Consider the following 25,187-nt stretch of genomic DNA (forward strand, 5'->3'; position numbering starts at 1 on the left):
CGCTGGATGAGTTTCGCCCCGCTGGCCGGGCCGAGGCGCCTTCCCGCCTCCGGGATATTGCTCAGCAGGACCAGGTCGAGGCGGCCGCGAAGGCGGAGCTGACCCGGCTCGCGGGCTTGACGAAAGACATAGAGGCCCCCCACCGATTGTCCAGCGCCTTCGTCCCCCTCCACTCCATGCCCGGCTGGTTCCAGCCCGTCGCCGAGTACCAGCCCTTCACCCCCGCCATCGAGACCCTGCGCGGCCTCCTGCTCGGCACCGGGATCGGCCACAACGGCTGGCTCGCCGCCGCCTGGTGCCTCGGACTCACCGTCCTCGGCTACCTCTGGTCGACCTCGAAGTTCGACGCCGACCCGGAGTGACCGCCACGGGAACGCTCGCGGCTCACGGCCCGGTACGTGCCTCAGTCCTCCTCCGGGAGGGCGAAGGTGCCGTACTCGGGCCGTCCCGCCGTGTCGTACGACTGGATGGAGACGCCCGAGGCGGTGACGCTGCCGCCGCTGTGCCGGAAGGCGGTGGGGACGGTGCCGTCGGCGAAGAAGCGGCGCCCGGCGCCGAGGACGACCGGGAAGGTCAGCAGGTGGACGGTGTCGACGAGGCCGAGGCCGAGGAGGGACCGGGCCAGCGCGCCGCTGCCGTGCAGCTGGAGTTCACCGTCGGTGCGCTCCTTCAGGGCGGTGACCTCCTCGGCGAGGTCGCCGCGGAGCACGGTGGTGCCGGACCATTCGGGGTCGGTGAGCGTGGCGGAGGGAACGTACTTCGGCAGCCGGTTCAGCGGACCGGCGATCGGGTCGTCCGGGTCGGTCACCTTCGGCCAGTACGAGGCGAAGATCTCGTACGTGCGGCGGCCGAGGAGGAAGGCGCCGACGCGGTCGAAGACGCCGGTGACGAACCGGCCGAAGTCGTCGTCGGCGTACGGAAAGCTCCAGCCGCCCTGCTCGAAGCCGTCGCGGGTGTCCTCCTCGGGGCCGCCCGGTGCCTGGTAGACGCCGTCGAGGGTGACGAAGATGGTGGAGACGAGCTTGCCCATGGCGGATGCCTTTCGTGGTGCGCGGGTCTGCTGTCATCAGGGCAGACCCCGCCGGGCCCCGCAACTCATCGCTCACCCGGCGGGCGTGGAGAACACTCCGCCCGTCGGGCTCTGCCTGTCACCGCCCTGGGCCATGCTCAGGGCGGCGGCCAGGCTCTCCAGGGTCATGGACTGGAGGATGACCCGGCCGCTGCCCTCCAGGGTGGCCATGCAGATGCCCTCGCCGCCGGGGACGGCGTTGATCAGGCCCGGGCGGTTCAGGCCGCCGACACGCCGCACGCCGTACCGGATGCCGTCCTCGAAGGCGACCACGCATCCCGTGGCGACCTCGACACGGCCGCCGAAGTCGGCCGGGTCAAGGTCGATGAAGGTGCCCGCGCCCGTGATGATCACCGTGCCGCGGCCGGTGAGCCTCTCCGGGACGAAGCCCTCGCCGTCCTGCCCGCCGGTGCGCCCGCCCTGGGAAGCGACACCGAAGTCGACGGTGGACTCGGCGGCCACGAAGGCGTCCTTCGCGGCGTACCAGGCGCGCGTGCCGTCCAGTTCCAGGGTGCGCATCTCGCCCGGGAGGACGCCCGCGAAGCCGACGGTGCCCTCGCCGCCCCGGGCCGTGAAGTACTGGAGGGCGAGCGATCCGGCCGCCGGCACCCGCCGGCCGGCCTGCGGGGTGGTGCCCATCGCCTGCCGCAGCAGGCCGCCCGCGCCAACGCCGCCGCCCGGTGACCGCTGCCCGCCGCCCTTGTCGGAGGAGCCGGCCAGCCGGGTCTCCATGGTGACGTTCGGCGTCTTGAACAGGAACCGGCCCGCCTCGCAGTACACGCTCTGACCGGGCTGGAGGCTGACGACCGCCAGCTGCGTGGCGTTGCCGGCGATCTCTTGCTGAAGGGTCACACGGGGTGAACGCGGGAGCCGGATGCCACAGTTCCTGGTGGGCCGAGGTCGATGTCCGATCGCCGCCGGTGCTCCGGTGCCGGGGCGACTGGAATGAACCCATGAACTCGATGAACGCTCAAGCACTTCTCGACGGCAAGAAGGCTCTCGTGACCGGCGGCGGCCGGGGCATCGGCGCGGCGACCGCCCTGCGGCTCGCCCGGGAGGGCGCGGATGTGGCCCTCACCTATCTGCGGGACAAGGAGGCGGCCGAGGAGGTCGTCCGGGGGGTGGAGGCGCTGGGGCGCCGCGCGGTGGCGCTGCGGGCCGACTCCGGGGACCCCGGGGAGGCGGCCGGTGCGGTGGACCGCGCGGCCGAGGCGCTCGGCGGCCTCGACGTGCTGGTGAACAACGTGGGCGTCGGGCTGCTCGGCCCGCTGGAGGGCATCACGCTCGCCGATGTCGACCGGGTGCTCTCGGTGAACGTGCGCGGCGTGTTCCTGGCCTCCCAGGCGGCCGCCGCGCGGATGGCCGACGGCGGCCGGATCGTCACGATCGGCACCTGCATGACCCAGCGGGTGCCGGGTCCCGGTGGCACGCTCTACGCGATGAGCAAGGCGGCCCTGACCGGTCTGACCAAGGCGCTGGCCCGTGAACTGGGCGCGCGCGGCATCACCGCGAACATCGTCCACCCGGGTCCGGTCGACACCGACATGAACCCGGCGGACGGCCCGTACGCGGCCGGGCAGGCGGCGATGACCGCGCTGGGCCGGTTCGGCACGGCCGACGAGGTGGCCGCGACGGTCGCCCATCTGGCGGGCGCGGCCTACGTCACCGGCGCGGAGTTCTCGGTGGACGGCGGCCACGCCGCCTGACCGGGGCGACTCCCCCGGCGGCGGGCACGCCGCCCGACGAGGCGACTCCCCCGGCCACGGGGGCACGCCGAGGGGAAGCGCCGCCGGCTGGAACGCGGGGCGCGCCGGTGCTGTCCAGCCGGCGCGCCCCGCGGGTCAGGGGTCGGTGGTGCGTCAGCCGCCCAGTTCCTGGTGGCGGGCCGAGAGGCGCTGGGCGCCTTCCTCGGTCAGGGAGCCGAACAGGCGCAGGCGGGAGATGCCGCCGTCCGGGAAGATGTCGACACGGGCGTGGGTGCCGACCGCGGGCTCCGGCAGGACGAAGCGGTGGTCGGTGTCGGGCTGGAGGCGGGTGCGGGGCAGGACCTCCCGCCACTCGCCGTCCTCCCCGTCCTTGACGGACACCGAGGCCCAGCCCGCGCTGTTGCCCTTCAGATACGCGGTGTCGATCTCGACCGCGCGGATCTGCGACTGGGCGACGAGCCGGTAGCGGATCCAGTCGTTGCCCTGGTCGCGGCGGCGGCGGGTCTCCCAGCCGTCGTCCATCTTGCGGGAGCGGCCCGGCTGGATCGTGTTGGTGGCGGGTGAGTAGAAGAGGTTGGAGGCGTCCTCGACCCGGCCGCCGTTCTCCAGGGCGACGACGTCGAAGGTGCCGAGCACGTCGAGCCACTCCGGGTCAGGAACGACCTCGCCGTACACCCGCAGGCGGGCGATGCCGCCGTCGGGATGCTGGTTGACCCGCAGGTGGGTGAAGCGCTGCTCGACCGCTACGGCGAACCCGTTGGCGGCGTGGCCGCCGACCGCGGTGCGCGGGACCAGCGTCGTCCACTTCACGTCGTCGGCGAGCAGTTCCCCGGGGGAGGGAGAGCCCGCGACCGAGGTGGCCTCGATCGACACCGACTGCGGGTAGTTGCCGCGGAAGTGGGCGGTGTCGACCACGATGCCGCGGATCACGCCGGGCGCGCCCAGGCGGACCAGCGCCCAGTCGTGGTCCTCGGCCGCCGGCCACGGGTGGTCGGCGGAGACACCGCGGCGGCGCCGGGTCTCCCAGCCGTCCATGACCTTGCCCTTGTGCCCGAAGTGCTCGGGGTCGAACTCGGCCCGCTCGGGCACCAGCAGGTTCTCCCGCTGGGCGAAGAACTCGTCGTTGGCGGCGATGACACCGGCGCCGAGCTGCCGGTCGGCGAGGTTGGCGTACTGGGTGAAGGGGAAGTCGGCGGTGCGGTAGTCCGCGTACGGGTCACCGCCTCCGTAGGGGTTCGCGTCGCCGGTGAAGCTGGGTATCGCCGTCACGGTGATCAGTTCTTCCTTTCGGGAGTCGGCCGCTGCGGGTGCGGGCGGAGCGTCAGGGGGTGCGGGTCAGCAGCTGCCCCTGGGGGTCGGTGAACTCGCCGTCGGCGTAGATCCGCGTGCCGCGCAGCCAGGTGGACTTCACGACACCGCTGAGGGTGCGGCCGGCGTAGGCGGTGACGCGGTTGCGGTGCTGGAGGGCGGCCGGGTCGACGGTGAAGGTCTCGTCGGGGGCGAGGACGGCGAAGTCGGCGTCGCGGCCGGTCTCGATGGCGCCCTTGCGGTCCAGGCCCACCAGTTCGGAGGTCCGGGTGGACATCCAGCGGACGACGTCCTCCAGGCCGTGGCCGCGCGCGCGGGCCGCGGTCCAGACGGCGGCGAGGCTGAGCTGGAGGCCGGAGATGCCGCCCCAGGCGGTGGCGAAGTCGTCGGTCTTCAGGTCGGCGGTGGACGGGGAGTGGTCGGTGACCACGCAGTCGATGGTGCCGTCGGCGAGCGCCTGCCACAGCAGGTCCTGGTTGGCGGCCTCGCGGATGGGCGGGCAGCACTTGAACTCGCTGGCGCCGTCGGGGACTTCCTCGGCGGTCAGGGTGAGGTAGTGCGGGCAGGTCTCCACGGTGACGCGGACGCCTTCCGCGCGGGCCGCGCGGATCAGCGGCAGGGCGTCGCTGGAGGACAGGTGCAGGATGTGCACGCGCGCGTCGAGCCGCTTGGCCTGGGCGATGAGGGCGGCGATCGCGGTGTCCTCGGCGTCGCGCGGGCGGCTGGCGAGGAAGTGGGCGTACTTGGGGCCGCCCTGCCGCGGGGCGGCGGCGAGGTGGTGCGGGTCCTCGGCGTGCACGATCAGCAGGCCGCCGAACCCGGCTGTCTCGGCGAGGGAGCGGGCCAGCTGCTCCTGGTCGAGGTGCGGGAACTCGTCCACGCCGGACGGCGACAGGAACGCCTTGAAGCCGAACACCCCGGCCTCGTGCAGCGGGCGCAGGTCCTTGACGTTGTCCGGCAGGGCGCCGCCCCAGAAGCCGACGTCGATGTGCGCCTTGGGCCGGGCGACGTCCTGCTTGACGCGCAGGTGGTCGACCGTGGTGGTCGGCGGGAGGGAGTTGAGCGGCATGTCGACGAGGGTGGTGATGCCGCCGGCGGCCGCCGCGCGGGTGGCGGTCCAGAAGCCCTCCCACTCGGTGCGGCCGGGGTCGTTGACGTGCACGTGTGTGTCGACCAGGCCGGGCAGCAGGACGTCGTCGCCGAAGTCCTCCAGGCGGGCGCCCTCCGGTACGGGGGCGTCGTACGGCAGTACGGCCGTGATCGTGCCCTGGGCGACCGCGACCGTGGCGGCGCGCGTCCCCTCGGGCGTGATGACGCGCGTCGAGCGCAGCACCAGTTCAGCGTCGGACACCCGGACCCCTCTCTCCACCGCGTGTTGCTCCCGCGACACGGGCGTTGCTTCCGCGTAACGGAATTCAACACTCTGTTGAAGTCGCCCTCGGAGTCTTCACTCCCGGCCCCCTGCCGTCAAGGGGCACACTTCCACCGTGCACCCACCCGGCCCCGGCTCTGGATGTTTCCACAAAGCGGAATTACAATTCCAGCAAGCAGAACGTAGCTACGCACAAGCGAGGAGTCAACCGGCCGCCGGGTAGGCTTCTGACCTCCTGCCAGTCCCGAAAGGAACGCGCCGTGCCGACGTCCAGCGCCAGCACCACCGACTCCGCCAAGACCGCCAACGGCGGTGGCGGTGTCCAGTCCCTCGAGCGCGCCTTCGACCTGCTGGAGCGCATGGCCGACGCGGGCGGCGAGGTGGGACTCAGCGAGCTGTCCGCGAGCAGCGGTCTGCCGCTGCCCACCATCCACCGCCTGATGCGCACCCTGGTGGCCTGCGGCTATGTCCGCCAGCAGCCCAACCGCCGGTACGCCCTCGGTCCCCGGCTGATCCGCCTCGGCGAGTCCTCCGCCCGGCTGCTCGGCACCTGGGCCCGCCCCTACCTGGCCCGCCTGGTCGAGGAGACCGGCGAGACGGCGAACATGGCACTGCTCGACGGCGACGAGATCGTCTATGTGGCGCAGGTGCCGTCCAAGCACTCGATGCGCATGTTCACCGAGGTGGGACGGCGCGTCCTGCCGCACTCCACCGGCGTCGGCAAGGCGCTGCTCGCGGGCTTCCCCGACGACGAGGTGCGCGCCCTGCTCGCCCGCACCGGCATGCCCGCGGCCACCGACAAGACCATCACCACCCCCGAGGGCTTCCTCGCGGCGCTGGACGACGTGCGCCGCCTCGGGTACGCGGTGGACGACAACGAGCAGGAGATCGGAGTCCGCTGCCTCGCGGTGCCGGTGCCGGACTCCCCCACCACCGCCGCGATCTCCATCTCGGGCCCCGCGGGCCGGGTCACCGAGGCGGCGACCGAACGGATCGTGCCGGCCCTCCAGCAGGTCGCGACGGAACTGTCGGCGGCCCTGGCCAGCTCGGGCACCGCCTGAGCCCCCGTACACGCGAGCAGCCCCCGCCCGTCCGGGCCGGGGGCTGCTGTCGTACGGCCGGTCGTTCCCGTCAGTCGTTCCGCGCCGGGGGGCCGAACAGCTCCACCGCGTGCCGTACGTCGGCGAGTCCCCGCGCCAGCGCGCTGACCGAGCCGATCGCTCCGGCGATCAGCAGCAGCGAGCGGCGTAACCGGGGGATCTCGGGGGTGCCGGCGACCGCCATCGCGGCGAGCGCGGCGAGTTCGTCCTCGGCGACCGCCCGGTCCGGGAACTCGGCAGGATGCGCGGCCAGTTGCCGGCGTAACCGGGACACGGCGGTGCGCAGTTCCGCCACTCTCGGGTCCTCGCCGCTGCCGGTCACCGGCCTCTGCCCCAAGCTCCGCAACACAGCTCTCCCCCCTGGCACTCCCTTGTGCCCGGCTCCCGTTCACTCCCCTTGCGCGCCCCCGATACGAGCCGGGCGCCGGAGATGTGCGGGCCAGTAAACGCCACCCCGTGCGCGAGCGCCACCGGACGGAGGGAAATTCAGCCCGCCGGGACCACGCTCTCGACCCCGTGTCCGGTATGCAGGACCCATGACCGACAGAACCGACCAGGTGGCCGGTGTCCTGCTCGCGGCGGGCGGGGGACGGCGGCTCGGCGGCCGCCCCAAGGCGCTGCTGGAGCACCGGGGCCGGCCGCTCGTGGAGTACGCGGCGGGGGTGCTGCGGGCGGCCGGCTGCGCCCGCGTCCACGTGGTCCTGGGGGCGTGCGCCGACGCCGTGCGGGAGCGGGCCAAGCTGCCCGGCTGCGTCCTCGTGGACAACCCCGAGTGGGAGCGGGGCATGGGCGGCTCGCTGCGGGCCGGGCTCGCCTCGCTCGCCGGGACGCCCGCGCGCGCGGCGCTGGTGTCGCTGGTGGACCAGCCCGGGATCGGGCCGGCGGCGGTGGCCCGGGTGCTGGCCGGGTACACGGACGAGACCTCGCTGGTGGCGGCGGCCTTCGACGGGGTGCGCGGACATCCGGTGCTCCTCGGGGCGGCGCACTGGGCGGGTGTCGCGGCCGCCGCGACCGGCGACCAGGGCGCCCGCGCCTACCTGCGGGAACACACCGGGGAGATCCGTCTGGCGGAGTGCGGTGACATCGCCCGGGCGTACGACATCGACACGGAGGCCGACCTGGTCCACCTTGAGTGAGCGGGGTGGCACCGAGCGCCATGGTGCCTCGACTCAGAGAATCTCGACATCAACAAACCATTGAAGTTCCACAATGAGGAAACTAATATCCACTGACCAGAAGCACCCGACCGCACAGCGGGTGTGATACGTCCCATACGTGCCTCTTGGCACCCGGTGCCACCGCTGAAGGAAGTGACAGCTCATGTCCACACCAGCGCCGTCCACGCTGGCCATCGTCGACGCCGAGCCCCTGCCCCGTCAGGACGAGGTCCTCACCGACGCGGCGCTCGCCTTCCTGGCCGAGCTGCACCGGCGTTTCACGCCGCGCCGTGACGAACTCCTCGCCCGCCGGGCCGAGCGCCGCGCCGAGATCGCCCGCACCTCCACGCTCGACTTCCTGCCGGAGACGGCCGCGATCCGCGCGGACGACTCCTGGAAGGTGGCCCCCGCCCCGGCCGCGCTGAACGACCGCCGGGTCGAGATCACCGGCCCCACCGACCGCAAGATGACCATCAACGCCCTCAACTCGGGCGCCCGGGTCTGGCTGGCGGACTTCGAGGACGCCTCCGCCCCGACCTGGGAGAACGTCGTCCTCGGCCAGCTCAACCTGATCGACGCCTACACCCGGAACATCGACTTCACGGACGAGCGCACCGGCAAGTCGTACGCCCTGCGCCCGAACGAGGAGCTGGCGACGGTCGTCATGCGCCCGCGCGGCTGGCATCTGGCCGAGCGTCACCTCGTCGACGCCGACGGCCGCCCGGTCCCCGGCGCCCTCGTCGACTTCGGCCTGTACTTCTTCCACAACGCCCAGCGCCTGCTCGACCTCGGCAAGGGCCCGTACTTCTACCTCCCGAAGACCGAGTCGCACCTGGAGGCGCGCCTCTGGAACGACGTGTTCGTCTTCGCGCAGGACTACGTCGGCATCCCGCAGGGCACCGTCCGCGCGACCGTCCTCATCGAGACGATCACCGCGGCGTACGAGATGGAGGAGATCCTCTACGAGCTGCGCGACCACGCCTCCGGGCTGAACGCGGGCCGCTGGGACTACCTGTTCTCCATCGTCAAGAACTTCCGGGACGGCGGCGAGAGGTTCGTCCTGCCGGACCGCAACGCCGTCACGATGACCGCCCCGTTCATGCGGGCGTACACCGAACTTCTCGTGCGCACCTGCCACAAACGCGGCGCGCACGCGATCGGCGGCATGGCCGCGTTCATCCCGTCCCGCAAGGACCCCGAGGTCAACAAGGTCGCCTTCGAGAAGGTCCGCGCCGACAAGGACCGCGAGGCGAACGACGGCTTCGACGGCTCCTGGGTCGCCCACCCCGACCTGGTGCCGATCGCCCTGGAGTCCTTCGACAAGGTCCTCGGCGACAAGCCGAACCAGAAGGACCGCCTGCGCGAGGACGTCGACGTGAAGGCGGAGGACCTGATCGCCATCGACTCCCTTGACGCCAAGCCCACCTACAACGGCCTGGTCAACGCCGTGCAGGTCGGCATCCGGTACATCGAGGCGTGGCTGCGCGGCCTCGGTGCGGTCGCCATCTTCAACCTGATGGAGGACGCGGCCACCGCCGAGATCTCCCGCTCGCAGATCTGGCAGTGGATCAACGCCGGGGTCGTCCTCGACAACGGTGAGCAGGTCACCGCCGAGCTGGCCCGCAAGGTCGCCGCCGAGGAACTGGCGAACATCCGCGCGGAGATCGGCGAGGAGGCCTTCGCGGCCGGCCACTGGCGGCAGGCCCACGACCTGCTCCTGGAGGTCTCCCTCGACGAGAACTACGCCGACTTCCTCACCCTGCCCGCGTACGAGCAGCTCAAGGGCTGATCACCCCCGCGTCGTGCGCTCCGAGTGGCCCAGGGTCTTCCCCGGGGCCACTCGGTCGCGTACGGCCCGCTTGACCGCCGTCGGCTCGGGGAAACCCTGCTCGCGACGGTCCCAGACCACCTCGTCGCCGACCCGGACGACGAACACCCCGCCCGTGCCGGGCTTGAGGGCCAGCTCGTCCAGCTCGGCCTCGAACGTGGTGAGCAGTTCCTGCGCCAGCCACGCGGCGCGCGGCAGCCAGCGGCACTGGGTGCAGTACTCGATCGTGACGCGCCGGGGCACGGGCGCGGTGCCGGGCGCCGTCTCGGGCGTGGCCTCGGAGGGCGTCCCGGGCGTGGACTCGGATGCCGTCATCCCAGGTGCACCGACCAATCCTGTTCCGCCGCCGGCTTGCCGTGCAGGTCGGGGACCCGCTTGAGCCAGTCCGGACGGCCCTGCTGCGTCTTCGCCGCGCGGCGCGCGTTCTCCGCGGCCAGCTCATCGCGGCTGGGGAAACCGGTGGGCAGCCACGCCTCGGAGGCCCGCACGCGCGCGTGCAGGAAGTCGACGTAGGCGCGGCGCACCTCCTCGGGCGTGCCGAAGCCGGGCTCGTCGGCCAGCCAGGCGTCCGGCACCTCGGCCGTGATCGCCCGCAGCAGTTCCTCGGTCACCTTCGGCCGCAGCTCGGCGTCGGCCGCGCGCACGTCCGGGCCGTAGTGGCCGAGGGCGTGGTGCCGGAAGTCGTAGGCCTTGGCCGGGTCGGTGGTGCCCCAGCGGTGGTGGAAGACGAGCGCGGCGCCGTGGTCGATCAGCCACAGCCGCGGCGGTGCCACGCCGAGCGTCGGCCAGACCATCAGGTTGGAGCTGTGCACGGTGCGGTCCACATTCACCGTGAGCGCGTCCAGCCACACGATCCGCCCCGCCTCCACCGGGTCCACGTCGAAGACCTCGGCGACCTCCGGGGTGAAGTCCCGCGCGCCCGGCAGGTAGTCCATGCCGAGGTTGACGCCCGCGCTGGCCGAGTGCAGCTCACGGACCTCCTGGTGGGGTTCGTCCGCGGCGATCGCCGGATCGAAGCGGACCATGACCAGCTCGGGGAAGCGCAGCCCCAGCGCCCGGGCCAGCTCCCCCACGATCACCTCGGCGACCAGCGCCTTGCGGCCCTGCGCGGAGCCGGTGAACTTCACGACGTACGTCCCCTCGTCGTCGGCCTCGACGACTCCGGGCACGGAGCCGCCGGACCGCAGCGGGGTCACGTATCGAACGGCAGTCACGTCGCGCAGCACATCCGTCAGGGTATGCCAGATCACCTGGGCGGTGACGCCCGCACGGATCGGCTCGTCCGCTGCCGACAGGCGGCGGACACCGTTCGAGGCGTTGATCGGACTCTTCGGCGACCACACTCGTCGCCGGAAGGAGAGCGTCGTTTCCCGCATACGCGAGACCCTCGCCGCCACCGCCACCGCCACCGCCGTCGCCGGCGGCGAGAAGGCCGTCGCGCGGCCGAACGGAGCAGGTCACGGCCGACTTCACGCTGCAGAACGGCGAACTGACCGAATCGTCCATGGAATCGGCCAAGCCGACGGAGAAAGCGGAGTAGGCGATTCACGGAGAACGCGCAGGAGTGTTCTCATCGAAAGCCTGCGGTCGGCTCGTCCCTTCGGTAGCGTGATCCGCCTCCCTTCGCCGAGCACGTCGAGGAGACTTGATGGTGGAAGAGACCCTGGCAGCCCTGGCCGTCTCCGGTGGAACGGCCGTGGTCGCCGCGATGGCGACCGACGCCTGGCAGTCCGCACGCGACGGAGTCGTACGGCTCTTCCGTCGCGAGGGTCAGGATCGGCAGGAGGAGATCCAGCGCCAGCTGGAGAGCGACAACACGCTCGTCGCGGAGGCCGGGGACACCGGTCTCCGTCCGGCCATGGCCCAGGTGTGGCAGGCACGTCTCGGAAGCCTGCTCAGCAGTGATCCCGAGGCCGAGGGGGAGCTGCGGTCGCTGCTGCACGATCTGGGGCATGGCGTGGGCGACGGCCGACGCCCCGTCGTGCAGATCATTCGCGCGGAAGGCAACGGCCAGGCCAACGGCGTCATGTTCGGCAACCTCACCGCGTACAAAGGAACCTCCCGGCAGGAGACTCCTCCCGCCCAGGGCGAGCCCGGCGACCGGGAAAGCGCCCGGTGACGGACCCTGACCCGTGGCGGCGACTGCCGGCGAGCGCCCTGCAGAACGTGTGGGTCACGGGTGGGTTCGGGTACGGGACGATCGGTGCCGACCTGCATGTCCTGGCGCACCGCGGCCCTGTCTACGTACTGTCCGAGTACCGTCGTCGCGCGGCGGCGCGGGACACCGAGTGGCTGCTCGCCCAGCCCAGCCGACTGCTCAACGCCGCCTTCGAGATCGTCGAGTTCACCGGCCGTGAGGAGGAGCTGGCCCGGCTGACCGGCTGGCGCGACGCGGCGAGCCCCCGCCTGTCGGCGACCTGGCTGCACGCGCCGGGCGGCCAGGGCAAGACCAGGCTTGCCGCCGAGTTCTCCGCCCGAAGCGCCGCCGCCGGCTACAAGGTTGTCACCGTGACCCACGGACCCGGGAGCGTGCTGGAGCCGCCGGGCAGCCAGGACCTGCGCCCGGGGGACGCGGCAGGGCTTCTCCTGGTCATCGACTACGCCGACCGCTGGCCGGTCTCCCATCTGGCGCTGCTGTTCGGCAACGTCCTCCTGCGGCAGCCGTTACCGACCCGGCTGCTCCTACTGGCGCGTTCGCCGCAGCCCTGGCCCGCGGTCCGCGCCTGCCTGGAGGACCTGAGCGCGGACACGCACGAGCAGTTCCTGCCGCCCCTGCCCGGGGGAGCCCGCTCAGAGCCGCGGGAGCACATGTACACCGTGGCCAGGGACTGCTTCGCGGCCCTCTACGGCATCACCGACCCCGGCGTCATCGCGGTGCCCGCCACGCTGGAGCGGCCCGAGTTCGGTCTCGTCCTCACCGTGCAGATGGCGGCGCTGGTGGCCGTCGACGCCCATCACCGCCGAGCGGCAGCTCCGGTGGACGGCCCCGGGGCCCTGTCTGCGTATCTCCTGGGCCGGGAACAGCAGTACTGGCAGCTGCTGTACGAGCGGGGGAAGGACGGCCTGGACTTCACCACCCGGCCGCAGACGATGGCTCGCACCGTCTTCACGGCCGCCCTCACGGGGGCGACCGACCACCCCCGCGGGGTGGCGGTCCTGCGCGCCGTCCACAGGCAGCAGTGCCTCGGGGACCAGAGTCTCGGCGGGCTCGATGCCGACCAGCTCCTGGCCGACCACGCCCGGTGCTATCCCCCGGCCGACGCGGCCACCGTGCTGGAACCGATGTATCCCGACCGACTCGCCGAGGACTTCCTCGCGCTCAGCCTGCCCGGCCATACCGTCGGCTCCCACGTACCCGCGCCCTGGGCCGGTTCCCTCCTGGAGGCCGTCACGGCCCGCGCCCCCGACGGATCGCCCCCCGCGCACATCGCACGCGCCGTGACCATGCTGGCCTCGGCGGCCGTGCCCGACCGCTGGCCGCACGTGGCGCCGTACCTCAGCGGGATCCTGCGCGCCGATCCGGCGCTCGCGCTGGCCGCCGGCGGCCCGGCGCTCGCCACGCTGGCCGGGGTGACCGGCCTGGACACGGCGGTCCTGCAGGCCGTCGCCGACCTCTTCCCGCGCCGCGACGTGGATCTGGACCTGGGGATGGCCGCGCTGTCGCGACGGCTGACCGGCCGGCTGCTGGCCGAAGAACCCCTCGCTGCCCGGCGCGGGCTCCTGCACTACTACCTCGGCGAGCGGCTGGGCAACGCGGGCCGGCACGCGGAGGCCCTTGCCGCCGCCCAGGAGGCGGTCGCGGTGTTCCGGCCCCTCGCCGCCTCGGATCCCTTCCACCTGCCCGGGCTCGCGATGTCGCTCAACCAGCTCGGCATCCGTCTGGCGGCCGTGGGGCGCCGGGCGGAGGCCGCCGCCCCGGCCGAGGAGTCCCTGAACTTGTTCCGGCGGCTGGCGGCCTCGGACTCCGGCTATCTGCCGGAACTCGCCAACGCGCTGAGCAACGCGGGGTCCCGGCTGTTCGACGAGGGCCGGTACGAAGCCGCCCTGGTTCCGGCCGCCGAAGCCGTCACCCTCTACCAGAGGCTGGCAAAGCCCGACGAGGGCGGCGGCAGGCACCTGGGGGATCTCGCGATCGCGCTGGACAACTACGCCAACTCCCTCACCGCGCTGGAACGCCACGAGGAGTCGCTGGCCCCGTCCGAGTCGGCGACCCGCATCCACGCGGAACTTGCCGCTCAGGCACCCGGCACCCATCTGCCCGAGCTCGCCAGAGCGCTGAACAACCTGGCCGGCCGGCTGTACCACCTGGGTCGGCACGAAGACGCCCTCGCCCGGAACGAGGAGGCTCTTGACATCACCCAGCGGCTGGCCGAGGCGAACCCCGCCGTCTACCAGCGTGACCTGTGGGGCGTGTTGACCGGCCTCAGCATCTTCCAGGCCCGGGCGGGCCGGCCCGAGGCCGCGCTCGCCGCAGCCCAGGAGGCTCTGGAGCTGGCCCGTTCGATGGCCGCCGCCGCGCCCGCCGCGCACGAGCCGGACCTCGTCGCGGCGCTGAGGAACTCCTTCGCCCGCCTGGGCGAAGTGGGGCAGTACGCGGATGCGGTGGAACACGCGCGGGAGGCCGCGCCCATCCTCCGCCGTCTTGCCGCAAGCAACCCTCAGGTCCATGTGCCGGACCTCGCGCAGTTGCTGGAGAAGGCGGGAGTCTTCCTCTCGTACCTGGGGCGGCTCCCGGAAGCGGTGTCCTTCATGGAGGAAGCGATCACGCTCTGGCGTGGACTCGTGGCCGGCGACCGGGCGGCCCACCGGCTCAGGCTCGCGATGGCGCTGGACATACTCGGCACGTTCCTGGCGAAACTCCCCGGGCGCCTCGCGGACGCCGTGACGGTCATCGAGGCAGCGATCGCCCTCTACGAGGAAGCCACCCGGGCAGGCGCGACCGACCCATGGCCTACTACGCCGGAACGCTGAACAACCTCAGCACCATCGTCACGCACCTGGGCCGGCACGACGACGCGCTCGAACTGTCGCGCCGGGCTGTCGTCCTCTGCCGCGAGCTCGTGGTGGCGGGTTCCGTCGACGTGGGCGCCTACGTGACGGCCCTGAAGAACTTCGCCGACGTCCGGGCCACGCCCGGACGTGAACTGGCCGACGCGCTGGCCGCCGTGACGGAGGCCCTGCGGATCCGGGACGAGCTTCTTCCCGACGACGCACGGCAGTCCGCCGCCGGGCAGGACCCGCTCACCCTCACCAAGACCCGCGTGCTGGTCGCCGCCGCTCTGCGCACCCACGGCGAGGGACCTCCCATGAAGTGACGCCCCGCGGCCGGTTCCCCGTCGGGCCTCTCACGCGGCGGCCAGCGGGTTGGGCAGCGGCCGGTAGCGGGCGTCGGCGCCGTCCGCGCCGGTCCAGCGCAGGAGGAGGTTGGTCTTGGCGGGGAGGGTGGGGGCGGTGAGGAGGGCGGGGATCTCCGGGAGGTCGTGGCGGGCCAGTTCGCGGCGGACGGCGGGCCAGGGGTCGAGGCCCGGGTGGCGTTCGGCGAGCGCTTCGGCCAGTTCCAGGAGGTGGTTGACGACGAGGCAGTACACCAGGCGCTCCCAGCCGGCCGCCCGGTCGACGCCGGACAGCAGCTTCACGCCCTCGGCGTCGCGGAAGAGGGCCTGGACGGGGATGCCGTCGCCGTCACAGGCGATCAGGCAGTTCTGGAGGTGGGCCTCGAGGACGATGCCGTGGTCGGCGAAGGCGGCCAGGACCGGCGGCACGGTCCGGCCGAGGTACGCCTCCCACCAGGCCGCCGGATCGGCCGGGCCGTCGAGCGGGCTTCCCTCGAAGCCCTCCACGAGCCCGGCGGCGAGGTAGGGCGTGGCGCCGGGCACCAGGTGGCCGCGCAGGCCGTCACGGACCAGCACGGCCAGTTCCTCGAACGCGAAGTCCGCGGTGCGGTAGCCGCGGTCGGAGAGCCAGGCGGCGGGGCCGTCGAGGGCGGCGAAGGCGGTACGGACGGCGGTGTCGGTGCGGGTGAGTTTCAGCAGGTCGTGGCGCCAGAGACGGCGGATGTCGTTGGTGATGCGCACATCCAGGCTGAACTTGAGGAACAGGTCCCGCTCGGGGGCGTACACCGTGCGGATCGCGGCCGTCGGCCAGGTGTCGGACGCGGTGGTGCCGAGCCGGATCAGCCGGCCGTCGGCGAAGGCACCGGCGAGCCGTGCGGCGGCCAGGTCGAGCTGCCAGGGGTGGGCGGGCAGCAGCCGGTAGCCGGGCGGGGCCGTGCCGAGGGCGTCGAGCGCGGAGCAGTCGCCCTCCTCCACGACGGTGTCCTCCCGCAGGCCGAGCAGGGTCAGCGGGAAACGGGCGTGCGCCTCGGGGGCGTACGGCAGCCAGGCCGCCGCCGGGCCCCCGCCGCGCGCCTTCGGCGCCGGGTGGTGCGGGTGGCCGGTGAGCAGGCACTGCTCGGAGCGCAGATACGGGTCGGCGGGCGGGGTGGCGCGGGCGCGGGCGGTGAGCAGCGCGGCGACCGTGTCCCGGCTGTCGGCCATCTCGGCGGGCAGTGCGTGGTTGGACAGCCCGGTGTGCCGGCGCAGCTCCTCGGCGACCAGCTTGACCAGCTCCGGGTGGCCGAGGCGGTGCCAGCCGCCGGCGGTGCGCACCTCGGGCGCGGTGGGGCGCCTCCCGCCGCGCACCCGCAGCAGCTTCCCGCAGCCGGGCAGCAGGTGGACCCCGGGCTCGTCCGCCACCGGCCGGGCGACCTCGCGCAGCAGGCAGCCCAGCAGCGGCGCGGCCGCGTACGCGTCGGCCCGAGCGGCGACACCGCCCTCGGCGGCGACACCCTCGGGGTGCGGGGGGATGTGGTCCACGCGATCCACTCGTTTCGTACGGTCCTGCAGAATTGCCCACGGTGCTGCGAAGTTCCCTACGGTTCTCCGGAGACGATCAGTATCCCCGCCGTCACGCCCCGCCGTGACCGCCCCGCTCGCCGATTCCACGGAGGACCCGACCGTGCACCGTTCCCCCACCGCCGAGGCCGAGATCGCCGACGAGCTGGTCACCCTGCGGCCGGACCTCGCCGGCCGGTACGCGGCCGAACTGCCGGGCGCCCGGGCGGCGGTGCTGACCCGGCTGTGGCGAGCGCTCACCCATGAGCCGCTGCCCTGGGTGGAGCGCCGGGAGCCGGCCGGGGAGGGCCGGCTGCTGCGGCTGCGCGACGGCCGCCGGCTGTACGGCCCGGCACCGGACCCGTACGCGACCGCCGGGTACGTCACGGCCGTACGGCTCGACGGTGCGGCGTACGAGGACCCGGCCCGGCTGATGGCGGACCTCCAGGTCCCCCACGGCGCGGACCTGGCCTGTGAACTCGGGCACAGCGTGGCCTCGTTGGCGCTGTCCCGGGCCGGGCAGCCGGCCGGTGGACAGGGCACGCCGGTGCGGGACTGGGAGTGGGAGCAGCGGGTGGTGGACGGGCACCCGTACCACCCCAACTGCCGCTCCCGCCCCGGCTTCTCGGTGGCCGAGCAGCTGGCGTACGCGCCCGAGCACCGGCCGGGTGTGGAGCTGGGCCTGCTGCCGGTGCCGGCCGCGGAGTGCCTGGTGACGGGCGAGTGGCCGCGGTCGCTGCGCGACGGGGGGCGGGTGGTGCTGCCGGTGCATCCGTGGCAGGCGGCACATGTGCTCAAGCGGAGCTGTGCGGAGACGCTGGCGGCCCATCCGCTGATGTCGCTGCGCACCCTCGCGGTGCCGGACGGGCCGCACGTCAAGACGGCGCTGAGCGCCCGGCTGACGTCGTCGGTGCGGGACATCTCCGTGGGGTCGGTACGGATGGCGGCGACGCTGTCGGACTTCGCCGAGCAGCTCGCGTCCCGCACCGGCGGGCTGCTGCACGTCACCCGCACTCTCGGCGCGGCTACCACCGGCTCCCCCGACCTGGCGGCCGTGCTGCGGGAGTCGCCGCAGGTGTACGCGGGTCCGGGCGAGCGTGTCGTGCCGGTCGCCGCGCTCGGCCTGACCGGCCTCGCCCGCTCCCCGGCCTGGCTGGCCGGTTTCGCCCGGCTCGCGCTCACCGTCGGGCTCCGGCTGCTGGAGTTGGGCGTAGCGTTGGAAGCGCACGGCCAGAACCTGTTGGTCGTGCTGTCACCGGAAGGTGAGGCGCTGCGGCTGGTCTACCGCGACCTGGCCGACATCCGCGTGGGCCCGGCCCGGCTGGTCCGGCACGGCATCGCGCTGCCGGAGCTGTCCGGGCGGATCCTCACCGACGACGTGACCGCGCTGCGCCGCAAGCTGTTCGGGTCGCTGGTGGCGGGCTCGCTGGCGGCGACGGCCGGTTCCGGCCCGGCGCTGGCGGCGGCGCTGGAGACGGCCGCCGCGGACCTGCCGCCCACGCCCGACCTGCCCGCGCTGCTCGCGGAGCCGGTGCCCGCGAAGGCGCTGACCCTGATGCGGCTGTCACCCGGGCACAGCGGGGACATCTGGACCGAACTCCCGCGCCCGGGCGCGCTCCCACCGGCACCCGTGGAACTGATACGCCCTCAAATGCCGTGACAGAAGGGGGAACGCGGGCGTGTCCGGCGCTCTACCGTGGAGCGCTGTGGGGTTCGCAGGATGCGAGAGATGCGAGAGCAGGACATGACTGACGTCGACAGCAGTGACAGTCTGATGACGCCGATCCGCCCCGACCAGCTGGACCCCGGAGCGGTGATCGCGCAGTCGCTGGACAACCAGTGGGTCCCGGCCCGGCTCGCCAAGGAGATGATCGAATAGGGGCGGTCGCTGGACGAGGTCGCGGAGCGGCGGGTGACGGAGGTGCGCGCGGAGTACTTCCGCAGCCTGATCAACGCGAGCCAGGTCGTGATCAACCGCGCGTTCATCTACAACAACGACGCGATCAACCGCGACCTGCGGGAGGGTGGGGAGGCCCGCGAGGCGCACCGCCGACTCCTCGCCTCGGGGGCGATCGTGCCGTTCTTGTTCTGGGAGCGGCATCCGGCCGAGGAGCCGCCCGCCCATCTGCACGTACGCCCGACCGGGTTCACCGCCTGGCAGGAGACGCTGGCGGGACTCCGGTCCGACGACCGGGTGCACTGTGTGCGCATGTCGTGGGAGGACCCCGAGCGCGACCAGGAGAACCGGGACCGCACCCGGACCCGGCTGTTCCAGCCGTTCACGGAGAAGGTCCAGGGGCTGACCGCCAAGGACATCGACATCCTCGCCGCCCAGGTCGGGGTGGACCGGCGGGACGCGGACCGGTTCGGGCAGCGGCTGGGCGAGGTGGTCGCGTTCAGCAACAGCCTGAGCGTCCGCCGGCAGCCGGTGGTGCGCAACACCCTCTACGAGGAGTTCGTGACCGTCCCCGGGACCAATGTCGCGGAGGGCCGCTACGACCGGGACAAACCGTTCGCCGCGGAGATCAAGCAGCTCCTGGACCTCATCTACAGCGTCAACCTGGCCGACGCGCTGGGACGTTACCCGCTCACCCCGGTCGGCAGCCTGCGCCGGGTGGTGCTCCAGGAGGCCCGCGAGGCACGGGCGACGCCGGGTGTCGTGGAGGACCCGGAGCAGCTGCTGACGTTCCTGCGCCGCCAGACCTTCGCCGCGGTGCAGGACCATCTGACGCCGGCGGCCGTGAACGAGCTGACCCTGCACGACATCTGGCGGCTGCGGCAGGCGCCCGCCTGGCACGACTACGTACGGGCGTTCGGCGAGCTGACCGCCGCTCCGGAGGCCTTCCACGACTCCGTCGGGCGGGTCTTCGACCGGTATGTGCGGCTCAACTCGGAGATCCTCAAGCTGGCGCAAGAGCGCCGGCAGGCCCGGCCGAACCCGTGGCGGCCGGTCGTCGAGGTCGTCGTCACGATCGGCGCGGCCGTGTTCACCGCCGTCAGCGGCGAGGACGTGTGGGAGGTGGCGGGCGCCGCCGCGCCGCTGGCGGTGACCGGATCGCTGAGCGGCTCGGTGCAGCTGGTGCTGCGCAACCGGATCCACGGACGCCAGGAGCAGAAGTTCGCCCGGGAGATCGCGAACGTACGTCTGGCCAGTGCCCGGGAATGGGAGCAGTTCCACGACCTGGTGCGGCGGCTGCCCGGGTACCGGGAAGCGGCGGGCCCCGCCCCGACCGGCCGGGCCGGCACGACCACCCAGGACAATGAGGATCTGCCCGAGTACTGACGTCCCGTCCGGAGATGCCGTGCACCACCGTCTGCGAAGCGCCCGATGAACCGCTACGAGGCCCTGCGCCGGTCCGTCCCCGAGTGGTTCCGCAACGATCCCGGAGGCATCGACATCCTGCGGGATCCGGCGCTGGTGCGCCGGGCGCGCCGCGAAGCGACCGAGGCACGGCACGGCGCGCCCCACGGCCGGCTCGCGGCACTGTGGGCGCGGCTGCGGGCGTGGGCGCGGCCCGTCCCGGCGGGCGTGGTGTCCGCCAACCGGTACGTGTGGCACCTGCGCGATCCGGTGCGTTTCCCCGACGGGCGGCTGGGCCTGTACGACCGGCTCCTGCCGCCCCCGGGCTCCTCCCCGGGCGTGGTGGTGCTGCCGCTGCTCGGGCCGGAGGGAAAGGTCGTGCTGATCGAGCACTACCGGCACGCGACCCGGGGCCGTCACTGGGAGGTGGTGCGCGGCTTCGGGGACCCGGGCGCCACGGGCGAGGAGAACGTCGCCCGGGAGCTGCGGGAGGAGATCGGCGCCACGCCCACGCGGGTGACGGCGCTCGGTGCTCTCCATCCCGACACCGGGATGCTCGCCCAGCGGGTCGAGCTGTACGCGGCGTTCGTCGACCGCATCGGCGAGCTGGAGACCGGGGAGGCCATCGGGCGGGCCATCGCGGTGCCCGTGCGGGAGGCGGAGGCGATGGTGGCCGACGGCGCGATCACGGACGGTTTCACCGTCGCCGCGCTGTACCGGGCGCGGCTGGCGGGGCTGTGGGGGCCGGGCGAGCACTCCTGAGGCGCACCGGCCGTTCTGCCGTTCGGGGGCGGAGCGGCCGTTGTGTGGCGGAGCAGCAGTCGTGTGCTGTGTGCGTGGGGATGGGAGCGGCCGTTTTGAAGCGGAGCGGTTCCGGTCCATAGGATCCACTGATGATCACAAGAAAACGGCTGGCGGCCGGGGCCGGTGCCCTGTTCGCCGCGCTGACGGCCGGGCTCGCGCTGCCGTCCACGGCGCTCGCCGACGAGACCACGGCCGGACAGCCCAAGGTCAACCTCGTGCTGGACGTGAGCGGTTCGATGCGCGCCCGCGACATCGACGGGCAGTCCCGGATGGCCGCGGCCAAGCAGGCGTTCAACGAGGTGCTGGACGCGACGCCGGAGGACGTCCAGCTCGGCATCCGCACGCTGGGCGCCAACTATCCCGGTGACGACCAGAAGAAGGGCTGCCGGGACACCGCGCAGCTGTATCCGGTCGGCCCGCTGGACCGCACCGAGGCGAAGGCGGCGGTCGCGACCCTGGTGCCGACCGGCTGGACGCCGATCGGACCGGCGCTGCTGAAGGCGGCCGACGACCTGGACGGCGGCACCGGCTCCAAGCGGATCGTGCTGATCAGTGACGGCGAGGACACCTGCGCCCCGCTCGACCCGTGCGAGGTGGCCCGTGAGATCGCCGCGAAGGGGATCGGCCTGACCATCGACACCCTCGGCCTGGTGCCCACCACGAAGATGCGCCGGCAGCTCAGCTGTATCGCGGAGGCGACCGGCGGCACGTACACCTCGGTCGAGCACACCGACGAACTCACCGACCGGGTCAACCAGTTGGTGGACCGCGCGGCGGAGCCGGTGGTCACGCCGGTGGCCACCGAGGGCGGCTCGGAGTGCGCCAAGGCGCCGACGCTGGAGTCGGGCCTGTACACCGACCGCGAGGAGTTCGGGCAGCAGCGCTGGTACCGGGTGGACGTACGGCCGGGCCAGGAGCTGCGCGCCTCGGTGAGCGTGTCCGCCGACCGCGCGGTGAATCCCGGCTACGGGGTGCTGCTCCGCGCGGTGACCGTGCACGGCCGGGAGATCGTGCGCGGCGAGGCGGCGGGCAACGGCCGTACGGACGTGATCTCCACGGGCCTGCGCTACCCGAAGCCCGAGACGGACGACGAGGACGCTCCCGCGGAGGCCGTCTGCCTCCAGGTGACCAGCTCCTTCTCGCCCGCCCCCGGCGTCCGGACCACCCCCGGTCTGCCGCTGGAGCTGACCGTGGACGTGGTGGACGGGCCGAGCGGCGCGGACGACGTGGCCGCCTTCGGCCTGGGGCGCGGCTGGTGGCTGCTGGGCGCGCTGGTCCTCGCCGGATTCCTCGCGGGTCTGCTGTGGGGCTGGGTGTCGCGCTGGCGGATCGCGGTCTGGAGGACCAACTGATGCGTATCACCAGGATGCTGGGCGTGGCGCTGCTGGCGCTGGGCGTCGCCGCGGGCCCCGCGGTGGCGGACGACGAACCGAAACCGGCGTCCGCGCCGGCCCAGGCGGGCACCTCCTTCCGTACGGCGACCGAGATCGACCAGGGGCGGACCGCCACGGCGGACGGCTCCGCGGGCGACTACCTGTACTGGTCGTTCCCGGCGGACGCCGGGCAGCGGCCGACCGTCCGGGCCACGGTGAAGCTGCCGAAGGGGCACGCCGCCGAGACGTGGCAGCTCGACGTGTACGACGGTCTGCGCCGCCGTCAGGCCTGCCAGTGGGGCGCGCAGACGCGCACCGCCGCGGCGGACGCGGGCAGCATGGAACTGGCCTGTGTGCTGCGGACGGTGCGGGCGTGGTCGGAGCCGTGGGCGAACGATCCGCTGCCGGGCACGTACTACGTCCGGCTCACCGCCGTCGGCCTGCCCACCGGCGACCGGGGGCTGCCGGTCGGCGCCGAAGTGCGGGTGGACGCCAAGGACATGGGCGGCGCGGCGGCGGTGGACGGCCGGCTGGGCGAGCCGCTGGTGCCGGGCAGCGCGACGGCCGCCGCGGAGGCCGAGGAGGACGGCTCGGCGGCCGTGCTGTCGAGCATCGAGCCGGAGGACGGCTGGGCCTCCGGCTGGTGGTCCGACCGCTGGGTGTGGACGGCCATGGGCGGCGTGCTCGCGGCGCTGGCGGGCATCGGCGGGTACGCGCTCACGCGCGGCTCGGGGCGGCCCGCGCGGGTGCCGCCGAGCGCCTGACCTGCTTGCTCCGGGAGGCCCGCGTCGTCGTGACGCGGGCCTTCTTCATGCCGTCGGCGCCCTGGGCGCTCGTCATGCCCGCAGGGCCTTGGCGATCGTCCCGTCGCCGGTCACGGTGACCCGGCCGTCCCGCACCGCGTCGGCCAGGCTCAGTTCGCCGCGGGCGATGGCCGTGCAGGCGTCGGTGTCCAGGACGAGCCGCGCGTCGGGCTCCGCGGGCGCGGGCCCGTCACCGTACACGGGCCCGTCCTCCGCGCCGGCGAACAGATGGAACTCGCCTTCCTCCAGGCGCACGTGCACGATTCCCTGCCCTTCCAGGGCCCGCAGCAGCGGCAGGGCGAACCAGTGGGCGCGCACCGCGTCGGTGGGCCGCCGCTCGCCGAGTTCGTCCTGCCCCCAGGCGCCGAGGGCCTGGAGCACGGGCAGCAACCGGCGCCCGCGCGACGTGAGTTCGTAGACGTGGGCGGCGCCGGGCGGGGGCAGCCGGCGCCTGCTGGTCAGCCCGTCGCGCTCCATGTCCTTCAGCCGCGAGGCGAGTACGTCCGTGCTGACGCCCGGCAGGTCCGCGTGCAGGTCGGTGTAGCGGCGGGGACCGGCCAGCAGCTCACGGACGATCAGCAGGGTCCAGCGGTCGCCGACGACGTCGAGCGCGCGGGCGGCGGAGCAGTACTGGTCGTAGCTTCGGCGAGGTGGCATACGACGCAGTCTAGACAAGTCGTTGGACTTTCCAAGCGGCCACTTGGTAAAACCAAGTGTCACTGGATACCTGGAGGGGCGCATGGAGTTCCGGCAGTCGAGCAAGCTCAGCGAGGTCTGTTACGAGATCCGCGGCCCGGTGATAGAACACGCCAACGCGCTGGAGGAGGCGGGGCACAGCGTGCTGCGCCTCAACACCGGCAACCCGGCCCTCTTCGGCTTCGAGGCGCCGGAGGAGATCCTCCAGGACATGATCCGGATGCTGCCGAAGGCGCACGGCTACACCGACTCGCGCGGCGTCCTCTCCGCCCGCCGCGCGGTCGCCCAGCGTTATCAGGCCCTCGGGCTGGAGGTCGACGTCGACGACGTGTTCCTCGGCAACGGTGTCTCCGAGCTGGTGTCCATGGCCGTGCAGGCGCTGGTCGAGGACGGCGACGAAATCCTCGTCCCCGCCCCCGACTTCCCGCTCTGGACGGCGGTGACGACCCTCGCCGGCGGCAAGGCCGTCCACTACCTGTGCGACGAGCAGGCCGAGTGGTACCCCGACCTCGCCGACATGGAATCGAAGATCACCGACCGGACGAAGGCGGTCGTGATCATCAACCCGAACAACCCGACCGGCGCGGTCTACCCGAAGGAGGTCGTCGAGGGCGTCCTCGACCTCGCCCGCCGGCACGGCCTGATGGTCTTCGCCGACGAGATCTACGACCAGATCCTCTACGACGACGCCGTCCACCACTCTGCCGCCGCCCTCGCCCCCGACCTGGTGGTCCTCACCTTCTGCGGCCTGTCGAAGACCTACCGGGTGGCGGGTTTCCGCTCCGGCTGGCTGGTGGTGACCGGCCCCAGGCAGCACGCCCGCGACTATCTGGAGGGCCTGACCATGCTGGCCTCCATGCGGCTGTGCGCCAACGCCCCCGCCCAGTACGCCATCCAGGCGGCGCTCGGCGGCCGCCAGTCCATCGCCGACCTCACCGCGCCCGGCGGACGCCTGCGCGAACAGCGCGACGTTGCGTGGGAGAAGCTGAACGAGATCCCCGGCGTGTCCTGCGTGAAGCCCAAGGGCGCGCTCTACGCCTTCCCCCGCCTCGACCCGAAGGTCCACAGGATCCACGACGACGAGAAGTTCGTCCTCGACCTGCTCCTGCGCGAGAAGATCCAGGTCGTCCAGGGCACCGGCTTCAACTGGCCCGCCCCCGACCACTTCCGCATCCTCACCCTCCCCCACGCGGACGACCTGGAGGCGGCGATCGGCCGGATCGGGCGGTTCCTGAGCGGATACCGGCAGTAGCGGTCCCGTTCCCCGGACCGCCGCCGGGCGGCGATATCCGCGTTCGTGTCACTCAGCGTGGTCACGTGGCTCTACGCTGAACAGCGTCCTCGGCAGTGCGCAGCGTCACCGCCCGGTTGCCGTCCGAGGTCGTCCGGGTCGCGCCGCGTGAAGTGCGCGGTCGATGGGACGTCGAGTACGGGCGGCAGGTGGAGGTGTCGGGGCGTGAGCGCGACGGGGCAGGGGCAGCAGTTCACCGACGGTGCGGAACCGTACGGCGGGGACGACGAGTCGGCGGTGCTGCGGACGGTCGGCAAGGTCATCAAGATGTGCCGCGAGCGGGCGGGGCTGACCCAGGCCGAACTGGGCACGGCGATCGGTTACAGCGAGGAGCAGGTGTCGTCCGTCGAGCGGGGGCGGCGCGCGCCGAAGGCGCCGTTCCTGGAAGCGGCGGATCAAGTGCTCCGGACGGAGGGGATGATCGCCGGGCTGAAGCGGGATGTGGAGGAGGCTCGGTATCCGAAGAAGGTGCGGGACCTGGCGAAGTTGGAGGCGGAGGCCGTCGAG

Annotated in this window: 25 protein-coding genes; 16 read left to right on the forward strand and 9 right to left on the reverse strand. The window is 73.0% G+C overall.

Annotation, left to right across the window (positions count from 1 at the left end; all coding sequences use genetic code 11):
* Positions 1 to 362, forward strand: a 362-nt coding sequence (locus VE614_RS26240; protein ID WP_324942109.1) for an ABC transporter permease, incomplete at its 5' end; no start/stop codon positions are given.
* Positions 363 to 403: 41 nt separating this feature from the next.
* On the opposite strand, the gene VE614_RS26245 is transcribed toward VE614_RS26240, so the two are convergent.
* Positions 404 to 1,030: a dihydrofolate reductase family protein gene (locus VE614_RS26245; RefSeq protein ID WP_324942112.1), complete on the reverse strand. Its 627-nt coding sequence runs from the start codon at positions 1,028 to 1,030 to the stop codon at positions 404 to 406.
* Between the two features lie 72 nt (positions 1,031 to 1,102).
* Entirely contained in the window at positions 1,103 to 1,921 is an 819-nt protein-coding gene (locus VE614_RS26250) for an AIM24 family protein (protein WP_324942115.1), read from the reverse strand.
* A 110-nt stretch (positions 1,922 to 2,031) separates the two neighbouring features.
* Here VE614_RS26250 and VE614_RS26255 point away from each other — a divergent pair, with 110 nt between their 5' ends.
* On the forward strand, positions 2,032 to 2,775 hold the full coding sequence (locus tag VE614_RS26255) for an SDR family NAD(P)-dependent oxidoreductase (RefSeq protein ID WP_414719655.1): 744 nt from the start codon (positions 2,032 to 2,034) through the stop codon (positions 2,773 to 2,775).
* A gap of 153 nt (positions 2,776 to 2,928) precedes the next feature.
* Here the strand turns inward: VE614_RS26255 and alc are convergent, their stop codons facing one another.
* Entirely contained in the window at positions 2,929 to 4,044 is a 1,116-nt protein-coding gene (gene alc / locus VE614_RS26260; RefSeq protein WP_324942120.1) for an allantoicase, read from the reverse strand.
* Between the two features lie 52 nt (positions 4,045 to 4,096).
* Positions 4,097 to 5,434 carry an allantoinase AllB gene (gene allB, locus VE614_RS26265; protein ID WP_324942123.1) on the reverse strand — a complete coding sequence of 446 codons (1,338 nt, stop codon included), beginning with the start codon at positions 5,432 to 5,434 and terminating at the stop codon, positions 4,097 to 4,099.
* A gap of 281 nt (positions 5,435 to 5,715) precedes the next feature.
* Here allB and VE614_RS26270 point away from each other — a divergent pair, with 281 nt between their 5' ends.
* Positions 5,716 to 6,516 (forward strand): IclR family transcriptional regulator, encoded by an 801-nt coding sequence (locus VE614_RS26270; protein ID WP_324942126.1) that lies wholly within the window; start codon positions 5,716 to 5,718, stop codon positions 6,514 to 6,516.
* A 70-nt stretch (positions 6,517 to 6,586) separates the two neighbouring features.
* Here VE614_RS26270 and VE614_RS26275 read toward each other — a convergent pair whose 3' ends face one another.
* Positions 6,587 to 6,904 (reverse strand): DUF5955 family protein, encoded by a 318-nt coding sequence (locus VE614_RS26275; protein ID WP_324942129.1) that lies wholly within the window; start codon positions 6,902 to 6,904, stop codon positions 6,587 to 6,589.
* Between the two features lie 187 nt (positions 6,905 to 7,091).
* Between VE614_RS26275 and VE614_RS26280 the strand changes: the two genes are divergently transcribed.
* Both VE614_RS26280 and aceB read left to right on the forward strand, forming a co-directional pair.
* Positions 7,092 to 7,691 (forward strand): nucleotidyltransferase family protein, encoded by a 600-nt coding sequence (locus tag VE614_RS26280; RefSeq protein ID WP_324942132.1) that lies wholly within the window; start codon positions 7,092 to 7,094, stop codon positions 7,689 to 7,691.
* A gap of 184 nt (positions 7,692 to 7,875) precedes the next feature.
* Complete coding sequence (aceB, locus tag VE614_RS26285) at positions 7,876 to 9,501, forward strand: malate synthase A (protein ID WP_324942135.1); 1,626 nt, start codon at positions 7,876 to 7,878, stop codon at positions 9,499 to 9,501.
* Here the strand turns inward: aceB and VE614_RS26290 are convergent, their stop codons facing one another.
* Positions 9,502 to 9,783: an Rdx family protein gene (locus tag VE614_RS26290; RefSeq protein ID WP_324942174.1), complete on the reverse strand. Its 282-nt coding sequence runs from the start codon at positions 9,781 to 9,783 to the stop codon at positions 9,502 to 9,504.
* Between the two features lie 68 nt (positions 9,784 to 9,851).
* Positions 9,852 to 10,766, reverse strand: coding sequence for a HipA family kinase (locus VE614_RS26295; protein WP_324942176.1), 915 nt, complete (start codon positions 10,764 to 10,766; stop codon positions 9,852 to 9,854).
* A 422-nt stretch (positions 10,767 to 11,188) separates the two neighbouring features.
* On the opposite strand from VE614_RS26295, the gene VE614_RS26300 reads away from it, so the two are divergent.
* From VE614_RS26300 to VE614_RS26310, 3 genes are read left to right on the forward strand one after another with little or no spacing between them, the layout of a single operon-like run.
* On the forward strand, positions 11,189 to 11,659 hold the full coding sequence (locus tag VE614_RS26300) for a hypothetical protein (RefSeq protein WP_324942138.1): 471 nt from the start codon (positions 11,189 to 11,191) through the stop codon (positions 11,657 to 11,659).
* Positions 11,656 to 14,511 carry a tetratricopeptide repeat protein gene (locus VE614_RS26305; protein WP_324942141.1) on the forward strand — a complete coding sequence of 952 codons (2,856 nt, stop codon included), beginning with the start codon at positions 11,656 to 11,658 and terminating at the stop codon, positions 14,509 to 14,511. The genes VE614_RS26300 and VE614_RS26305 overlap by 4 nt, the downstream gene beginning before the upstream one ends.
* The gene (locus VE614_RS26310) at positions 14,487 to 14,855 is read left to right on the forward strand and encodes a tetratricopeptide repeat protein (RefSeq protein WP_324942144.1); all 369 of its coding nucleotides are present in this window, start codon (positions 14,487 to 14,489) and stop codon (positions 14,853 to 14,855) included. Before VE614_RS26305 ends, VE614_RS26310 begins: the two co-directional genes overlap by 25 nt.
* 30 nt (positions 14,856 to 14,885) lie before the next feature.
* Here the strand turns inward: VE614_RS26310 and VE614_RS26315 are convergent, their stop codons facing one another.
* Positions 14,886 to 16,403, reverse strand: coding sequence for an IucA/IucC family protein (locus VE614_RS26315; RefSeq protein ID WP_414719654.1), 1,518 nt, complete (start codon positions 16,401 to 16,403; stop codon positions 14,886 to 14,888).
* Between the two features lie 133 nt (positions 16,404 to 16,536).
* On the opposite strand from VE614_RS26315, the gene VE614_RS26320 reads away from it, so the two are divergent.
* The 6 genes from VE614_RS26320 (at position 16,537) to VE614_RS26345 (ending at position 22,654) form a co-directional block, all read left to right on the forward strand.
* A complete protein-coding gene (locus VE614_RS26320; protein WP_324942150.1) occupies positions 16,537 to 18,072 on the forward strand; it encodes an IucA/IucC family siderophore biosynthesis protein in 1,536 nt (511 codons plus the stop codon).
* Positions 18,073 to 18,156: 84 nt separating this feature from the next.
* Complete coding sequence (locus VE614_RS26325) at positions 18,157 to 18,291, forward strand: hypothetical protein (RefSeq protein ID WP_324942153.1); 135 nt, start codon at positions 18,157 to 18,159, stop codon at positions 18,289 to 18,291.
* Positions 18,292 to 18,324: 33 nt separating this feature from the next.
* Complete coding sequence (locus VE614_RS26330; RefSeq protein ID WP_324942155.1) at positions 18,325 to 19,695, forward strand: hypothetical protein; 1,371 nt, start codon at positions 18,325 to 18,327, stop codon at positions 19,693 to 19,695.
* Positions 19,696 to 19,740: 45 nt separating this feature from the next.
* Positions 19,741 to 20,475: an NUDIX hydrolase gene (locus VE614_RS26335; RefSeq protein WP_324942158.1), complete on the forward strand. Its 735-nt coding sequence runs from the start codon at positions 19,741 to 19,743 to the stop codon at positions 20,473 to 20,475.
* 131 nt (positions 20,476 to 20,606) lie between these two features.
* Positions 20,607 to 21,869, forward strand: a complete 1,263-nt coding sequence (locus VE614_RS26340) for a VWA domain-containing protein (protein WP_324942161.1) — start codon at positions 20,607 to 20,609, stop codon at positions 21,867 to 21,869.
* Positions 21,869 to 22,654, forward strand: coding sequence for a hypothetical protein (locus VE614_RS26345; protein ID WP_324942163.1), 786 nt, complete (start codon positions 21,869 to 21,871; stop codon positions 22,652 to 22,654). The genes VE614_RS26340 and VE614_RS26345 overlap by 1 nt, the downstream gene beginning before the upstream one ends.
* 72 nt (positions 22,655 to 22,726) lie before the next feature.
* Here the strand turns inward: VE614_RS26345 and VE614_RS26350 are convergent, their stop codons facing one another.
* Complete coding sequence (locus tag VE614_RS26350; RefSeq protein ID WP_324942166.1) at positions 22,727 to 23,350, reverse strand: winged helix-turn-helix transcriptional regulator; 624 nt, start codon at positions 23,348 to 23,350, stop codon at positions 22,727 to 22,729.
* 82 nt (positions 23,351 to 23,432) lie between these two features.
* Between VE614_RS26350 and VE614_RS26355 the strand changes: the two genes are divergently transcribed.
* Both VE614_RS26355 and VE614_RS26360 read left to right on the forward strand, forming a co-directional pair.
* A complete protein-coding gene (locus tag VE614_RS26355) occupies positions 23,433 to 24,641 on the forward strand; it encodes a pyridoxal phosphate-dependent aminotransferase (protein WP_324942169.1) in 1,209 nt (402 codons plus the stop codon).
* 204 nt (positions 24,642 to 24,845) lie between these two features.
* A partial coding sequence (locus VE614_RS26360) for a helix-turn-helix transcriptional regulator (RefSeq protein WP_324942172.1) occupies positions 24,846 to 25,187 on the forward strand: 342 nt, incomplete at its 3' end.

It is taken from the genome of Streptomyces sp. (genome assembly GCF_035645055.1).
Lineage (GTDB): Bacteria > Actinomycetota > Actinomycetes > Streptomycetales > Streptomycetaceae > Streptomyces.

Bases quoted from the DNA above. Each gene is read 5' to 3' on its own strand.
- VE614_RS26335 (WP_324942158.1), top strand. From the start codon at position 19,741: ATGAACCGCTACGAGGCCCTGCGCCGGTCCGTCCCCGAGTGGTTCCGC.
- aceB (WP_324942135.1), top strand. From the start codon at position 7,876: ATGTCCACACCAGCGCCGTCCACGCTGGCCATCGTCGACGCCGAGCCC.
- VE614_RS26340 (WP_324942161.1), top strand. From the start codon at position 20,607: ATGATCACAAGAAAACGGCTGGCGGCCGGGGCCGGTGCCCTGTTCGCC.
- VE614_RS26245 (WP_324942112.1), bottom strand. From the start codon at position 1,030: ATGGGCAAGCTCGTCTCCACCATCTTCGTCACCCTCGACGGCGTCTAC.
- VE614_RS26280 (WP_324942132.1), top strand. From the start codon at position 7,092: ATGACCGACAGAACCGACCAGGTGGCCGGTGTCCTGCTCGCGGCGGGC.
- VE614_RS26355 (WP_324942169.1), top strand. From the start codon at position 23,433: ATGGAGTTCCGGCAGTCGAGCAAGCTCAGCGAGGTCTGTTACGAGATC.
- VE614_RS26325 (WP_324942153.1), top strand. From the start codon at position 18,157: ATGACTGACGTCGACAGCAGTGACAGTCTGATGACGCCGATCCGCCCC.
- VE614_RS26310 (WP_324942144.1), top strand. From the start codon at position 14,487: ATGGCCTACTACGCCGGAACGCTGAACAACCTCAGCACCATCGTCACG.
- VE614_RS26350 (WP_324942166.1), bottom strand. From the start codon at position 23,350: ATGCCACCTCGCCGAAGCTACGACCAGTACTGCTCCGCCGCCCGCGCG.
- VE614_RS26255 (WP_414719655.1), top strand. From the start codon at position 2,032: ATGAACGCTCAAGCACTTCTCGACGGCAAGAAGGCTCTCGTGACCGGC.
- VE614_RS26300 (WP_324942138.1), top strand. From the start codon at position 11,189: ATGGTGGAAGAGACCCTGGCAGCCCTGGCCGTCTCCGGTGGAACGGCC.
- VE614_RS26345 (WP_324942163.1), top strand. From the start codon at position 21,869: ATGCGTATCACCAGGATGCTGGGCGTGGCGCTGCTGGCGCTGGGCGTC.